At 63.9% G+C, this 15380-nt stretch carries 14 protein-coding genes; 5 read left to right on the top strand and 9 right to left on the bottom strand.

Annotated elements, in window-relative coordinates; translation table 11 throughout:
* Positions 1–222 precede the first annotated feature (222 nt).
* Positions 223–924: a TIGR02117 family protein gene (locus D0T11_RS10075; protein WP_119655659.1), complete on the top strand. Its 702-nt coding sequence runs from the start codon at positions 223–225 to the stop codon at positions 922–924.
* Between the two features lie 71 nt (positions 925–995).
* Positions 996–1712: a carbonic anhydrase gene (locus D0T11_RS10070; protein WP_119655658.1), complete on the top strand. Its 717-nt coding sequence runs from the start codon at positions 996–998 to the stop codon at positions 1710–1712.
* 179 nt (positions 1713–1891) lie between these two features.
* Here the strand turns inward: D0T11_RS10070 and D0T11_RS10065 are convergent, their stop codons facing one another.
* Together D0T11_RS10065 and D0T11_RS10060 are read right to left on the bottom strand one after the other, a co-directional pair.
* Complete coding sequence (locus tag D0T11_RS10065) at positions 1892–2140, bottom strand: hypothetical protein (RefSeq protein ID WP_119655657.1); 249 nt, start codon at positions 2138–2140, stop codon at positions 1892–1894.
* A 203-nt stretch (positions 2141–2343) separates the two neighbouring features.
* Positions 2344–5151 carry a S8 family peptidase gene (locus tag D0T11_RS10060; RefSeq protein ID WP_182888329.1) on the bottom strand — a complete coding sequence of 936 codons (2808 nt, stop codon included), beginning with the start codon at positions 5149–5151 and terminating at the stop codon, positions 2344–2346.
* Positions 5152–5433: 282 nt separating this feature from the next.
* On the opposite strand from D0T11_RS10060, the gene paaN reads away from it, so the two are divergent.
* Entirely contained in the window at positions 5434–7104 is a 1671-nt protein-coding gene (gene paaN, locus D0T11_RS10055) for a phenylacetic acid degradation protein PaaN (protein ID WP_119655655.1), read from the top strand.
* 139 nt (positions 7105–7243) lie between these two features.
* Here the strand turns inward: paaN and D0T11_RS10050 are convergent, their stop codons facing one another.
* The 4 genes from D0T11_RS10050 to D0T11_RS10035 form a co-directional block, all read right to left on the bottom strand.
* Complete coding sequence (locus tag D0T11_RS10050; protein ID WP_147374601.1) at positions 7244–7507, bottom strand: hypothetical protein; 264 nt, start codon at positions 7505–7507, stop codon at positions 7244–7246.
* Between the two features lie 132 nt (positions 7508–7639).
* Positions 7640–8374: a LytR/AlgR family response regulator transcription factor gene (locus D0T11_RS10045; protein WP_119655653.1), complete on the bottom strand. Its 735-nt coding sequence runs from the start codon at positions 8372–8374 to the stop codon at positions 7640–7642.
* A gap of 104 nt (positions 8375–8478) precedes the next feature.
* Positions 8479–9564 (bottom strand): sensor histidine kinase, encoded by a 1086-nt coding sequence (locus D0T11_RS10040; protein ID WP_119655652.1) that lies wholly within the window; start codon positions 9562–9564, stop codon positions 8479–8481.
* 146 nt (positions 9565–9710) lie between these two features.
* Positions 9711–10670: an alpha/beta fold hydrolase gene (locus D0T11_RS10035; protein ID WP_119655651.1), complete on the bottom strand. Its 960-nt coding sequence runs from the start codon at positions 10668–10670 to the stop codon at positions 9711–9713.
* 298 nt (positions 10671–10968) lie between these two features.
* Between D0T11_RS10035 and D0T11_RS10030 the strand changes: the two genes are divergently transcribed.
* Entirely contained in the window at positions 10969–12156 is a 1188-nt protein-coding gene (locus D0T11_RS10030) for an alginate lyase family protein (protein WP_119655650.1), read from the top strand.
* A gap of 52 nt (positions 12157–12208) precedes the next feature.
* Here the strand turns inward: D0T11_RS10030 and D0T11_RS10025 are convergent, their stop codons facing one another.
* Positions 12209–12532, bottom strand: coding sequence for a hypothetical protein (locus tag D0T11_RS10025; protein WP_119655649.1), 324 nt, complete (start codon positions 12530–12532; stop codon positions 12209–12211).
* A gap of 189 nt (positions 12533–12721) precedes the next feature.
* Between D0T11_RS10025 and D0T11_RS10020 the strand changes: the two genes are divergently transcribed.
* Positions 12722–13204, top strand: a complete 483-nt coding sequence (locus tag D0T11_RS10020) for an energy transducer TonB (RefSeq protein ID WP_147374600.1) — start codon at positions 12722–12724, stop codon at positions 13202–13204.
* Positions 13205–13291: 87 nt separating this feature from the next.
* On the opposite strand, the gene D0T11_RS10015 is transcribed toward D0T11_RS10020, so the two are convergent.
* Both D0T11_RS10015 and dctA read right to left on the bottom strand, forming a co-directional pair.
* Complete coding sequence (locus D0T11_RS10015; protein ID WP_119655647.1) at positions 13292–13840, bottom strand: hypothetical protein; 549 nt, start codon at positions 13838–13840, stop codon at positions 13292–13294.
* Between the two features lie 252 nt (positions 13841–14092).
* Positions 14093–15343 (bottom strand): C4-dicarboxylate transporter DctA, encoded by a 1251-nt coding sequence (dctA, locus tag D0T11_RS10010; protein WP_119655646.1) that lies wholly within the window; start codon positions 15341–15343, stop codon positions 14093–14095.
* Positions 15344–15380 lie beyond the last annotated feature (37 nt).

Raw genomic sequence — 15380 nt, 5'->3', positions numbered from 1 at the left:
GAAAACCTGGCTACTTTGCGCAAGCTCACCCTGCAAGTGCTCACCCAACAACGCGACGGCTTAAGTCTGGCTAAACGGCGCGTGAAAGCGGCCTACGACATTCACTACCTCAAACAAATCCTCACGTAGGCTTCATGCGTTTGCCCTGGTGCCCCGCCCCGTAGGCCAGCTTTTTCGGGTAGGCTGCGTATAGGGAGCCCAACCCGTAACCTTCTGTCCCGCATGAATACGTCCGATCTGATCAAGAAAGCAGCAAAAACCCTGGCCTGGGCAGGTGGCGGCGTGGTGGGCACGGTGGCGCTCTACCTGGTGGCTTCGGCCGCGCTGTCGGTTGTTCCGGTGGCCGGCGGGCAAGCCGGGCTAGCCCCCGGTGAGGAACCCATTGAAGCCTATATCCTCTCCAACGGCGTGCACACCGACCTGGTAGTGCCCGTACGTACCCGCCAGATCGACTGGTCGCGCCTGCTGCCTTACGCCGATACGCCCGCCGCCGACCAGAGCCGGGAGTTTATCGGGTTTGGGTGGGGCGATAAGGGGTTCTACCTCGACACGCCCACCTGGGCCGAGCTCAAGCTCAGCACCGGCCTGAAGGCCATGTTCTGGCTCAGCAGCACGGCCATGCACACCACCTTCCACCACCGGCCCGCCGTAGGCGAAGACTGCGTGCGCCTGAGTCTGACGCCCGCCGAATATGCCCGCCTGATTCATTTCATTCAGGCCAGCTTTGCCCCCGGGGCCGCTGGCCGGCCCCAGCACATTGCCGGCCACAGCTACGGCCGGCACGATGCTTTTTACGAAGCCCGCCGCACCTACAACCTGTTTTATACCTGCAACACCTGGGCAAATGAAGGCCTTAAGGTCGCGGGCCAGAAAGCGGCGCTCTGGACGCCCTTCGACTTCGGTATCTTCTGGCAGTATCGCTGAAACCGGGTTAGCTTAGCCACAAAAACATACGGCCGTGCATCTGGACGGGCGCAAAAACGCAGGAACTTCTTATGACAACGTACGACGAAATCTTCGACAACAACCGCCAGTGGGTGGCCGCGAATACGGCTACCAACGCCGACTTCCTCCAGCGCCTGGCCGCCGACCAGAAGCCAGACTACCTCTACATCGGGTGCAGCGACTCGCGCGTAACGGCGGAGGAACTCATGGGTTTGGCCCCCGGGGAAGTATTCGTGCACCGCAACGTGGCCAACTTGGTCATCAACATCGACCTCAACGCTATGTCGGTGGTTGAGTACGCCGTGGCCCACTTGCACGTCAAGCACATTGTGGTGTGCGGCCACTATGGCTGCGGGGGCGTGAAAGCCGCCATGCAGGCCCAGGATCTGGGGATTCTGAACCCCTGGCTGCGCAACATCCGCGACGTGTACCGCCTGCACCATGTGGAGCTGGATGCCATTGCCGACGCCGACGCCCGCTACGACCGGCTGGTAGAGCTGAACGTGCAGGAGCAGTGCGCCAACATTCTCAAAACGGCGGTAGTGCAGAAAAGCTACCTCAAGCGGCAGCAGCCCGCAGTACACGGCTGGGTGTTCGACCTGAAAACCGGTTTGCTGAAAGATCTGAAGCTGGATTACGAAAAGATGCTGCACGATATTCAGGCCATCTATAACCTGAGCGACCAGCCCTTATTTGTGTACGAGGAAGGCGAAAGCCCCGCCGAGGAAATTGCCAGGCAGGGTAAAGACGAATCGGAGCGGCTCTAAACAAGCACCGAAAAAAGTAGCTTCAGTTGGCGTGGTAAGCCGTCGTACCCTTGAATAGGCTCAAGGGTACGACGGCTTTTTCGGGGAATAAAGCGCTGTGGCAGGCCCGGCGGCCCGCAAAAAAAGGCTGCCTCCGGAGCGGTTTCCGGAAGCAGCCTGCCAAAGGGTGAAAAAAGCGGCTAGTTCAGCCAGAGTTGGGCCACGGGCTCGAAGCGCCGACGGGCGAAGGCCCCGTAGGGCCGCTCGGCGTAGAAGCCCAGCACGTGAACCTGCACCTGGCCGGTACGGGCGTTGCACCGCATTTCAATAGGGTATACCTGCCCGGCGGCGGGCCAGTCGCCGATGTGGTCGGCGGGGCGTCCGTGGGCATCAATGCAACGCGCGTACTGCTGCACCGGGAGAGGAATAGGAAGCTTGGTTTTGGACATATGTAAAGGTACGAATATTGATGCTTTTTACTAACTAAGTTAGTTGTAATTTTTCATCTGAAACCAATGAAATTCAGTCAATAAAGACTCGATATTGGGATGAGGTCCATATTGATGAATTTCATAAAATGATTTTATACTATATATTAATTATCTATAAATATCTATAATAGCTAAACAGGGTAGTTGAAAAAGCAACTGAATCAGGGCTGCCGGACTACGCGGTAAGTGGCCGCGCCCCGGTCGTTCCGGATGCGGATCAGATAGACTCCAGCCGGGTATGGACTTAGGTCTAGTGTAGCCGCTCGTTGATTCAGCGAATACGTGCCCAACTCCTGCCCCAGCACCGAGAGCACCTGCACAGAAGTCGGGCCAGCCGGCAGGGTGAGCCGCAACAGGCCGGCCGTCGGATTGGGGTAGAGCACCACGCCGGCCAGCGGCGCGGCGGCCCGTACCGGCAACACCTGTTGGTAGTGGGCACGGGCGGCATCGGCGGCGGCCTGTAATTGGGCCAGTGAAGGGGCCGCCAGCACGGCGAAGGCCACCGTGGCCGAATCGGCGGGTGCCAGGTAGGGCAGCCGCGCCCCGATTACCTGCGACACATCGGTACCTCCGGCCGGACTGCTGGCCGCGTGGGTAGTGCCGCTGCTGAGGGCCAGCCATTTCTCGGGGGTACTGAAGCCATCGGCCAGCCGGATTTCGGTGCCGGCCGGTGCCTGGTTGTCGATGGCGTAGGCCGTGGCCGCGCCGCCGGCCAGCAGCTGCACCCCGGCGTACTGGCGGGGGGCGGCCGGGTCGAAAACGTAGCCGAGCTGGCGGGAAGCATCCCAGGCGGCCACGTTCCGGGCCGCCTCGCCGGGCAGGTCCCAATCCATGAACAGCCCCAGGTGGAGAGGCCGCAGGGTGTCGGCGGTAAGGTTGGTCAGCCGATACTCCAGCAGAACGTAGTCCTGGTGCGAGGCGGCGGCCCAGGCGTAGGCGTGCTGGCGGATACGCACGCCCACGGCCCGGGGCTGGGCCATGGTGGGCAGGGCATCGCGCAGCACCCCCACGGCCTCCTGGTCGGCGCGGGGCGGCGTGGGCAGGTAAGCCACCGCCGCCAGGGTCGCGAAGTCCGTATTACTCATCCCCGGGACCGTGCGCACGTTATCGGAAACGCGGGTGGCAGAAGTGCCCAGCAGCAGGCCGCCCTCGGCCAGCAGCGGTGGCCCCTGGCGGTAGCTCACGCCCTGGCCCACCGCCGTGTTCAGCCCTTCGTAGCCGATGTTGCCCCGGCCGGTCAGGGTCAGGCTCAGGTTGTTGGCGGCCACCACCACGTAGCTGGGATTGAGCAGCACGGTTTCGTACTGATCCTGCTGGTAGCCGGTGGCCGGGTCTTGCAAACGGAAGCGGAGCACGGCCCGGGTGTTGAGTGGGACGGTGGCAGCCACGGCCAGCCGGAAAGGGGCGCTGGTATTGGCGCGTTGCTCCAGCGTAGCCAGCGGCCCCACCGCAAACGTGCCCTGGCGCACAAGCAGGTGAGCGGAGAGGGAGGTGAGCGTGACGCTCAGGTTGCTGAGCGGCTGCAACAGGTTCTGCACGCGCACGCTCAGGCGGAGCGTGTCGCCGGCCCCGTAAGCGTAGCGCTCGGGGGCATAGTCGGTTTGCTGAATGCGGGCCGAATGCTGAGTTTCCGTTACGGCCCGGTAAACGTTCAGGCGGCCTGAGCCGAGCAAGCCGGCGTAGGCGGCATTGCCCGGCAGGGCATCAATGTTGTCGGTGGTGCGGCGGAGCTGGGCGGCTACCTGGGCGGCCGTAAACTGCGGAAACCGGGTGCGAACCAGGCCGGCCGCGCCCGCCACCAGCGGGGCCGCGAACGAAGACCCGCCCACGGCGATATAGTCGGAATCGGTGTTGCCGAACGTGGTCAGAATCTGCACCCCGGGGGCCGATAAATCGACGCGGCGGCTGTAAGTGGCATTAGCACTCCGCTCGTCGGTGGCCGAAGTAGTAGCCACCGACAGCACGTGCGCGTAGCTGGCGGGGTAAAAGTCGAGGTCGGCGGGGGTGTTGCCGGCGGCGGCTACCACTACCACATCCTGGTTGATGGCGGCGTAGGTGATAACGTCCTGCTCGTACTGGGAATAGCCCCCCGGCGCGCCCCAGGAAAGGTTGATGACCCGGCAGCCGTGGTCGGCGGCGTACACAATGGCCTCGTAGCCCCCGAACGAGCCGGTGGGTGTGCTCGGGTATATTTTCAGGGGCAAAAACCGGCAGTGGTAGCCCACGCCGGCAATGCCCTTGCCGTTGTTGGTGGCCCCCACGGCGCAGCCGGCCACCAGAATGCCGTGCACGCTGCCCGGCTCCCGCACCGGGTTGTTGTCGTTATCGGCGAAGTCCCAGCCCGCGTAGTTATCCACGTACCCGTCGCCGTCGTTGTCGAGGCCATCCACCGGGTCCTGGCGGTTGGGCTGAAACTGGGTGGCCAGGTCTTCGTGCGTGAGGCGGGTGCCACCGTCGATGATACCGATAACGAGGCTGGTATCCCCCTTGGTCACGTCCCAGGCCTGGTAGGCCCGGATGTTTTTGAGGTGGTACTGGCCCCCGGCCCGGGTGGAGTCGGCCAGTGGGTCGTTGGGCTGCTCCAGCACCGGGTAGCCATAGAGCGGCTCGGCGTAGTCCACGGCGCCGGTTTTGCGCAGGGCCTGGCCGGCGGCTTCCACGCCTACGCTGGCCGGCAGCTGCACCTGGTAGATCAGGCCCAGGTTCACCGCTTCGGGCTGGTCGGGACCCGGGGGGCGACTGTGCGGGAATTTGGGTTGGGCCGCCCCCGCGCCCAGGCGGAGCAGCGTGGCCGTGAGGGCAGGGGGGAAGGTGGTGGTGCCCGGCCGGAGCTTAAACACCAGGCGGCCTGGCAGCACCGTTTTGGCGGGCGGCGGACCAGTTTGCCCCCGGGCGGGCAGCGTCAGCCCGAAACCACCGCCTAGCAGCAGCGCACAGAAAAATACAGTCCGGAATAAGGGTAGCAGCATGGGGAGAGGCGAAGAGAAAAGGAGCCGCCAGCTATGGCGCGCCAGCACGTTGCCGGCCATAACAGCATCAGTACAAACGCAGTAGCACCCCTAAGAGGTTTGGGCGGAACGGTTCGGGGGTGATTACGTAAATTTAGCCACTTCGAAGCCCGCTGGCCCCCTGGAAAACGGATGTTTCGACTAACGCGTTGGTTTTGCTTGCCAAGGGCTGCGCTTTCCTGTTACCACGCCGGGCGGGGCCGCCCTTCGCCCGAACTTCATTTTCCCATCCCACTCCTACTTATGACCACCGAAACCACCCAGAAGCACCAGGCTACCCTCGACGCGGCCGTAGCGGCCCTGCACGGCCGTACGTTCTTCGCCGCCTTCCCCGAAAACCCCTCGCCCGACATCTACGGGGCTGATGCCGACAAGGAAGGGCGCGAGAAATTCAAAACGCACCGCAACCAACGCTTTACCGAGTTGCAGCAGGGCGAGCCCACCGCCTGGGCCGGCCAGGAGGAAAGCCCCTACGAGCAGCAGCCCCTGGGCACCACTTATCCGTTTTTCGCCCCCGATACGCTGGTGGCCAACGCCCAGGAAGTGTTTGGGCAGTGGCGCAAGCTGAAGCCGGCCCAGCGCGCGGCCCTGCTCACCGAGAGCCTGGAAGGCATGAAGGAGCGGTTTTTTGAAATTGCCTACGCCACCATGCACACCACCGGCCAGGCCTACATGATGTCGTTCCAGGCCAGCGGCCCCCACGCCGCCGACCGCGCCCTGGAAGCCATTGCCGCTGGCTACGAGGAGCAGACCCGCTTCCCGGAGGAAACCCGCTGGGAGAAGCCCATGGGCAAGTACAACATCACGCTCAACAAAACCTGGCGGGCCGTGCCCAAGGGCGTGGCCCTGGTTATCGGCTGCTCCACGTTCCCGACCTGGAACACGGTGCCCGGCATGTATGCCTCGCTGGTAACCGGCAACCCGGTTATCATCAAGCCCCACCCCAAGGCCGTGCTGCCCATTGCTATTGTGGTGGCCGAGGTGCAGAAGGTGCTGGCCGCCCACGGCCTCGACCCGCGCATCTGCCAGCTGGCCGTGGATGCCGACGACCGCCTGATTGCCAAGGAGCTGGCCGAAAACCCCGCCGTAAAACTCATCGACTACACCGGGGGCTCGGCCTTCGGCGAGTACATCGAAGGCCTGAAGGGCAAAACGGTGTTCACCGAGAAAACCGGCGTCAACTCCATCATCCTGGATTCCTGTGCCGACCTCGACAAGGTGGCCCAGAACCTGGCTTTCTCCGTGAGCCTGTACTCGGGGCAGATGTGCACGGCCCCCCAGAACTTCTTCATTCCGCAGGATGGTGTGACCGTGGCCGGCGAACTGGTGCCCTACGAGGACGTGGTGCAGAAGCTCTCGGCCGCCGTAACGGGCCTGGCCCAGAACCCCAAGGCCGGCCCGCACGTGCTGGGCGCTATTCAGAGCGCCGCCACCCAGGAGCGGGTGCAGCAGCTGGCCTTCGACGGGGGCCGCAGCATCCTGGCCCACGGCACCGTAGACAACCCCGTGTTCCAGAACGCGCGGACCTGCTCCACGAGCATTCATGAACTGGATGCCAGCCGGGTGGAGCAGTTCAGCCAGGAGCTGTTCGGGCCTATTATGCTGGTGATCAAAACCCAGAACACCCAGGAGAGCATCCGGCTGGCCGCCCAGCTGGCCCGCGAGCACGGCGCCATTTCCTGCGGCGCCTACACCACCGACCCCGACATCAAGGAGCAGATCATGGACGAAATGAGCCTGGCCGGCACGCCGGTAAGCTTCAACCTGACCGGCGGCATCTACGTGAACCAGAACGCGGGCTTCTCCGACTTCCACGTGACGGGCGGTAATCCGGCCGGTAACGCCTCGTTTACCAACCCCGAGTTCGTGATTAAGCGCTTCACCTGGGTGGGCTTCCGCGAACCGGTTTCTTGAGCTGTTCGCTGAGAGCTATTCGCTTTCGTTCGGATGAAAATAGATTTTCCGCATAAAACAAGGCCCCGCACTCAATCGAGTACGGGGCCTTGTTCGTTTTCGCTAACAGCTAACAGCTAACAGCTAACAGCTCAGGAAATCAGTGGCCTTTGCTGTACTTGTACTTTTTAGGCGCGTCCACGGTGCGGTGTTTCTGCGCATCCTTGGCGTTCAGGTCGAGGTTGAGGCCCAGCCCTACTTTCTGGCGTCTTTTATAGGCTCTCGATTTGTCGTTGCTGCGCTTGTTGCGGTGGGTAGAAACGGTGCCGTAGCGGCTGGTGCGCTCCATCATTTTGTCCTCCCCCGAGCAGGAGGTACCTAGAAACAATAAAACGAGGGCGGAGCAGAGTAGGGAAGCTTTCATACGGAACGGCAATACGGGGATGACTGGCAGTTGATTCCGGCGGGAAATCAGCTACGTACTCGTCCGTGTACTCCGATGAAAGCCAAAAGGATACACCTAAACCGGAATAATCCTGCCAGAATTCTGTTCACTTCACAGGCTCAGCAGCTCCCGGAAACGGCCCGACTGCTGGCGCGAAACTTCCACTTCGGGGCCGCCCCGCAGCCGGATTTTGAGCGTGTTGCTGAACCAGGGCTCAATGCTTTCCACCCACTCCAGGTTGATGATCTGCTGGCGGTTAGCCCGGAAAAACACCCGCGCATCGAGGCGCAGCTCCAGGTGCTGGAGGGTGCGCGGAATCAGGGGGCGGTGGTCCTCAAAATAGATTTGGGTGTAGCTGCCGTTGATTTCAAACAGGCGCACTTCCGCCAGCCGCACAAACCAGCACCGCTCCCCATCCTTCACAAACACCTGATCCTGGGCACCGAGCGGCGTGGCAGCGGCCTCCGCCGGCGGACTGGCCGGCAGAACCGGGGCTGCGAGCCGGGGCCGGACTTTTTCGAGGGCGGCGGCGAGGCGGTTTTCCTGGATGGGCTTGAGCAGGTAGTCCAGCGCGTTCACCTCGAAGGCCCGCAGCGCGTACTCGTCGTAGGCGGTAGTGAAGATGACCTGGGGGGCTTCGTCGAGGGAGGCCAGCAGCTCGAAGCCGGTTTCGCCGGGCATGTGAATGTCGAGAAACAGCACCTCGGGTTTCAGGGCCTGGAGCTGGGCGCGGGCTTCCCCGGCGTGGCGCGCTTCGCCCACTACCTCCACCTCCGGAAAAGCCGTCAGCAAGTGGCGCAGCTCGGTGCGGGCCAACCGGGAATCGTCAACGAGCAGAACCTTCATGAATCACTGATTAGCGCTGATTGAATTGATTTCACTGACTTTCTTTGGCAAGGAAGATCATGCGTCCGTTCTTTTCTCACTTCTCACTTCTCACTTCTCACTTCTCACTTCTCACTTCTCACTTCTCCCCTGACCGGCAGTTGCAGGTGGGCTACTACGGTATCGGGGGTGTGCGGGTCGTTGGCCAGGTGCAGGTGGGCGGCGGGGCCGAAGAGCAGGGCCAGCCGTTCGCGGGCGTTGCGCACGCCCACGCCGGGGTGGCTTGAGGCAGGGGCGTAGTGGCCGGTGTTGCGCACGGTAATGTGCAGCGTGTTGGAGTCGTTGAGCTGGGCCGTGAGCTGAATGGTGCCCCCGGCTGGCCGGGGCGCGAGGCCGTGCTTGATGGCGTTTTCCACCAGCAGCTGGAGCGTCATGGGCGGAATGGCCACGTCGAGGGCGGCCGGGTCCACGTCGAGGCAGTAGTGCAGGCGCTCTTCCAGCTGAATGGCTTCCAGGGCCAGGTAGTGCTCCACAATTTCCAGCTCCCGGCGCAGGGGTACCTGTTCGGTGCTGTTGAGCTGAATGGAGTAGCGCAGCAAATCGGAGAGGTGGGTAATCATGTGGCGGGCCCGGGCCGGGTCCTCCATCACCAGGGCCCGGATATTGTTGAGCCCGTTGAACATGAAGTGGGGGTTGATCTGGGCCTTGAGAGTGCGCATTTCGGCTTCCCGCACGGCGGCGGCCAGCTTCCACTTGTCCACCTCGGCCTGCTTGTAGCGGCCCAGGTAGTGCCAGCCGAAGTAGAATCCTTCCCAGAGCCAGAGAATGAAGTTGACGTTGAGCACGTAGCCCACAAACTGGCCCCAGCCGTGGGGCTGCCCGTCGGGGGCCGGCCGCACTACCCAGTAAATCAGGGCCCAGATAATTACCTGGCTCAGCACCGACAATACCAGGTTGGTAACGAGCAGCCGCCCCAGCAGCGGCAGCGGCGACAGGCTGGCCCAGTCCCGCGCCCGGATACAGTAGCGGAGCGCATGAGTAAGCGCCGCTATCGGCAGCACAATGGCCACCGTAATAGCCACCGAATCGAGGGAAAACCGGCCAAACGCGGAAAACAGCACCAGGTTGAACCCCGCGTACAGCGTCCAGCCCAGGGCCTGGCAGTACCAGTAGGCCCGGCTGGGGGCGGGCACGGAAGCGAAGGAGAGCATAAGAGGCGGGAAGATAATCAGGCAGCGACCCGGGGCTGTTCCGGTAGCTGGTTGTAGGCGCGGACGTTGCGGCGGTAAGAAACGAAAAGTAAGCCGGCCAGCATCAGCAGAGGGTTTTTGCCCGGTGTAGCACCGGGCAAACCGCCCTACTTCCGGGCCACCGAAGGCTGCTTCAGAAAAGCATCGGCCTGCTGAAAAAACCACTGGGTGTCGTCGTACATGAGGAAGTGGCGGCCGGCCTCCGACATTTCCACCCGGTGCTGGGGCAGTTTGGCGTACTGCTGCTCAAAAATGGCCCGGGTGCTCTCCTTGGTCGAGCCGTAGGCCTGGTAGGCGGCCCAGGCGCCCAGCACCAGTACCGGCTGCTGAATGCGGGCCACCTCGGCGCGCAGGTCGGTGACGTACATATCGTACATGGCCTGGCCCACGGTGGCCGCGTCGGAGGCCTGGCCCCAGCGCGCTACCTGGCTGATGCGGGCCGTATCGGTGACCAGGCCGGCCACCATCTGGCGCTGCTGGGCGGGACTCATGCCGCCCAGGCTCATCTGGCGGCGCATGTTTTCGGCCATCGGCCGCACCTGCTCCACGGTGGCGGCCGGGTTCTGAATGGCCCCGATGAAGGGCAGCGAATCCACGATAACCAGCGGCCCCAGCGCCCCGGGGTCGGTGCTGCTCATCCAGAGGGCCATGAACCCGCCCAGGCTGTGGCCGATAACGGTCGGCTGGCTGAGCTTCTGGGTTTTAACGTAGGCCAGGAGCTGGTCGCGCACGTTTTGCAGCAGGTGGTCGGGGCTGGCCGGGGCGGCGTTGCCCCCGAACCCGGCCAGGCTGATGATGTGGCACTGGTACTGCTTCTGGTAGTGGGCCACGGTTTCGTCCCAGACCGCACCGGGGCAGGTCAGGCCCGGAATCAGCAGCATCGGCCGGCCCTTGCCCACCACCCGCACCGTGAAGTTGGGGTGGTCGGCCGGGTTATCGGTGAGCTGGGCCACGGCGGCGGCGGGGTGGCCGGCGGTAGCAGCGGCGGCGTTGGTAGCGGCCAGGGGCAGCGCGGCGCTGAGGAGCAGGGCGGCAGTCAGGGGGCGGAGGAAGGCGGTCAGTTTCATGGCGAAAAGCGGTTAAAAGCGAGGATTGAGGCGGAAGAATGAGTCAAACCTACTACTGCCGGCCGCGCCGGGAAACGGTTTTTGGGCGAATGGTACCAGCGGCGGCCGAACGGTGCGGAAGCCCCGCCGAATGGTTGGCCGCCGGAGTCCGCAAAAGGGTCCGGGCTGGAGTCGGAGCCGTAATCGTTTGCGTAGATAAACTGCTGATAGTGCCCGGCAGGCCGCCGGAAAGTGCGCAACTTGAGGTTCCGGGCCGCTGGTCCGGGCCGTTGTTCCGCCCATCCGAATCCCCCCGTTCATGCTTGTCCACTTCACGCTGCTGCTCACCTGTTGGCTGAGCCTGCTCCGGCCCGCTGCCGGCCTGCCCCACCAGTCGGCGGCGTCCGGTTTGCGGCCGGCCGTAGTCCGCACGCTGCGGGCCACGGTGCTGGCCGAAGCCGCCTGGGCTTTGCAACAGGCGCCGCGCACCGTAACCGACAGCGTGGCGGCCCGGAGCGCGGGCGGCCCCCACGACTTCTTCTCCGAAGGCGACTACTGGTGGCCCGACCCGGCCCATCCCGGCGGCCCCTACGTGCAGCGCGACGGCCAGACCAACCCCGCCAACTTCGGGGCTCACCGCCGGGCCATGATCCGGTTCAGCCGCATTGTGGGGGCGCTGGCCTCGGCCTACCAGCTCACGCACCGGGAAAAATACGCCCGCCACGCCCTGGTGCACCTGCGGGCCTGGTTCCTCGATCCGGCCACGCGTATGCATCCGTCGCTGCTCTACGCCCAGGCTATTTCGGGGCGCTTTACCGGGCGCGGCATTGGTATCATCGACACCATTCAGCTGCTGGAGGTGGCCCAGGGCGTGCGCGTTTTTGAGGGTGCCCGTTGCTTCGGGGCCGCCGATGTGGCTGGCATAAAGGACTGGTTCAGCCGTTACCTGACCTGGCTCACCACCCACCCCTACGGCCAGGACGAGAGGAACGCGGCCAACAACCACGGTACCTGCTGGACCATGCAGGTGGCCGCCTTTGCCCGCCTCACCGGCAACGAGGAGCTGCTAGGCTTCTGCCGGGAACGGTACAAAACGGTGCTGCTGCCCACCCAGATGGCCGCCGACGGCAGCTTCCCGCTGGAGCTCAAGCGCACCAAGCCCTACGGCTACTCCCTCTTCAACCTCGATGCCTTCACCACGCTCTGTGCCATCCTGAGCACGCCCACCGACAACCTCTGGACTTACCAGACCCCCGACGGCCGCAGTATTCGCCGGGGCATCGAGTTCCTGCATCCCTACCTCAGCGACAAAAGCCGCTGGCCCTTCGCCCCCGATGTGATGTATTGGGAAAACTGGCCCGTGGCCCCGCCCGCGCTGGTACTGGGCGCGGTGCAGTTCCGCAACTGCCAGTGGCTGGCCACCTGGCAGCGCCTCGACCACTCGCCCCGGGTGGCGGAGGTACTGCGCAATCTGCCCGTACGCCACCCGCTCCTCTGGCTCGAATAGGAGAGAAAGCACCCGCTTTTCCGGTCCGGCTTACTGCGGGAGCCGAGTCCGGCTAAAAAATGTCGCGCAGGTCCTGACGCAGGTTCTCGATGCCGCGCCAGATTTCGTCCCAGGCATTGTGGTCCTGCTGGGGGATGGCGTGGGCATTGGGGGCCGGCGGCATGGCCTGGTGCAGGCGCTTCACGAGCAGGGCGCGCTTGGCTTCCAGGGCCACCGCGTGCTGGTGGTAGGTGGCCGTGGAGCCGGCCACCGTGGCGTGAGCCCGGTTGTGCAGGGTCCGGATTTTCGCGTCCAGCTCGGTCAGGGCCTGGTGCAGGGCGTCGGGGCTGAGGTTGGCCGGCGCGCGCATGTGGTCGGGGGCGGGAGTGGTAGCCATAGAAAGCGGTGACGGGTAGGAGGGGCGCGTGCCAGGCAGCGGCAAGGCTGGTAAATAGTGCTATAGGCGGATGAAAAGGGATGCAGCCTATAGCACTAACAATTCAACAATATAGCCATAATAATACGCTCATGCTGCTCCCGGGCATGTTTTCTAGCTTTGTCGGTACCTGTTATCATTCAGATGATTATGCTGCCAAAACTACTGCTTGCCGCCCTGGGCCTGGCGTTACCTTCGGGCACACTGGCCCAGACTGGCCCCGTTGCCCTCGTCGACAGCGGCCATACTATACCACCCGCCGCACCCGAAGCTGACCCCGCGCCCGCCGCAACGGCACCCGCCGCAACGGCGCCGCCGGTGTACCATACCGCCGAGCTGCCGCCCGCTTTCCCAGGCGGCCCGGCCGCCCTCCAGAAGTTTCTCAGCAAGGAGCTGCACTACCCCGAGTCGGCCCTGCGTCAGGGGCTGTCGGGAAGGGTGTACGTGCGCTTTCTCATCACCGAAGCCGGCCACATCCAGGACGCGGAAGTGGTTAAGGGCCTCGGTGCTGGCCTCGACGAAGAGGCCCTGCGCCTGGTGCGCATTATGCCCTGGTGGACGCCCGCCCGCATCGGCGGCCAGCCCGTGCGCCTGTCCTACACGTTGCCCATCACCTTCCGGGCTCTTAATTGAGGTGGTGAGATGGTGAGTTTGACGTTCTGATTGCGCGAATGGCGCAGATTATTTTTGCCGCGCAGTAAGGATTCCGGAACGTCAAACTCACCACCTCACCGGTATACCCAGCTCCCGGGCCAGGGGGGCGGCGGCCGAGGCGTAGAGCAGGGCCAGCAGCTCGTTCACGGCGGGGGCGTACTCCACTTGGTAGTCTTCGTGGCGCTTGCCGATGGCCCCGAGCACCTCCTGGGTACGGCGAACCAGGTGTTGGAGCAGGGGCTGGGTGGGGCCGTGCAGGCGACGGGTGGCTCCGGGCTGGTGGTGCAACACGTTGCGCAGCAGCCGCAGCGTCAGCTCGATTTCGCCGGGCACGTCGCCCGTTATTTTGGCGTGGTAGTTCAGCCGTTGCTGGAGCTGGCGGAGAATGTGGAGCAGGTCGTTGGGCGTTTGGTGGAAGCCGCGCACCGGGTCGTCCACCTGCTGGCGCAGCCGCTCCCGGCGCAGCTCCAGCCCGTCTTCGCCCTCCAGCAACCGGAACGCGAGCTGCTCGGTCAGCACGGCATCCTGGGCCACGAGGCGGGCCAGCAACTGGTCTTTTTCCTTTTGCGGAAGGTTCAACAGGGCTTTGCGCAGGTCGGGGGAGAGGGCGGGCATAGGGCAAACGGATGAAGATGCGTGCTGTTTGGGCGAGCGAAGCGAAACAATCCGCCCGCTGCTCTGCGCCGTGCCAAGCGGCGGACAAGAAAGAACGACGCGGCATCGCGCCGAAAAAGTTGTATGGGTATTTTTAGAAAACTGAAAATACCCATACAACTTTTTCGGGCGGGTAGCTTGATACGCGGACGGCAGAAAGGCAACCCACAACCAAAGCAGATGCTTGGGCAACTGCCGCCTAACAGCAGTCACTCATGCGCCAATAGCCTGCCGGTTCTTGTCCTCGTCGAACTCGCCCTCACTCTTGGCGATGACGACGGTGGCCACGGCGTTGCCGATGAGGTTGGTAATGGCGCGGGCTTCCGACATGAACCGATCCACGCCCAGCAGCAACGCCATGCCCTCCACCGGAATAACTTTGATGGCCGCCAGCGTGGAGGCCAGCACGATAAAGCCCGAACCCGTAACGCCCGCCGCGCCCTTGCTGGTGAGCATCAGGATGCCGATAATGGTGAGCTGCTGGCCCAGTGTAAGCGGCACGTGGAAGGCCTGGGCCAGGAAAATGCTGCACATGGAGAGGTAGATGGTAGTGCCATCGAGGTTGAAGGAGTAGCCCGTGGGCACCACCAAGCCCACCACCGGCCGGGCGCACCCGAAGGCCGTGAGCTTGTCCATGAGCCCCGGCAGCGCCGACTCCGACGACGAAGTGCCCAGCACAATCAGCAGCTCTTCCCGGATGAAGACCAGTAGCCGCCACAAGCTGAACCCGTAAAAGCGCGCAATACCGCCCAGCACTCCGAAAATGAACACGAACATGGTCAGGTAGACCGAGCCCATGAGCAAAGCCAGGGGCCGCAGCGCCGCCAGCCCGTACTTGCCGATGGTGAAGGCCATGCCCCCGAACGCGCCCAGCGGGGCCAGCTTCATCACGAGGCTCAGCACGCCGAAAAACACCCGGCTCAGGCGCTCCAGCGTACCCAGCAGCGGCCCGCTCACGGCCACCGGCACGCGGGCCAGCGCCGCCCCGAACAGCACGGCCACCAGCAACACCTGCAACACCTCGCCGCTGGTGAAGGCCCCCAGGAAGTTATCGGGGATGATGTGGGTGAAGAAGGCCAGCCAGTCCATGTCGGCGGCTTTTTCGGTGTACTGGCGGGTGGCGGCGGCCCCGGCGGCCACCGGGCCGGTATCCACGCCCGCGCCGGGCTGGATGAGGTTGGCGGCAGCCACCCCAATGATGAGGGCCAGGGTGGTCACGAGTTCGAAGTAGAGCAGGGCCTTGCCGCCCAGGCGGCCCACCTTCTTCAGGTCGCCGATGTTGCCCATGCCCAGCACCACCGTGAGGAAGATGATGGGGGCAATGAGCATTTTGATGAGGCCGATGAAGGCGTCGCCGAGGGGCTTGAGGCCGGCCCCGAAGGCGGGAAAGAAAGCGCCCACCAGCACGCCCAGCCCAATGGCCACGAGCACCTGCACGGTGAGGTTACGAAACAGTTTCGGCATACCCCGGCAAAATAAGCCACCCGCCGCCGAATTCCCC

Source organism: Hymenobacter rubripertinctus, from assembly GCF_003583925.1.
Lineage (GTDB): Bacteria > Bacteroidota > Bacteroidia > Cytophagales > Hymenobacteraceae > Hymenobacter > Hymenobacter rubripertinctus.
The sequence above is the reverse complement of the archived record's forward strand: the minus strand, read 5'-3'. Positions and strand labels throughout refer to the sequence as shown.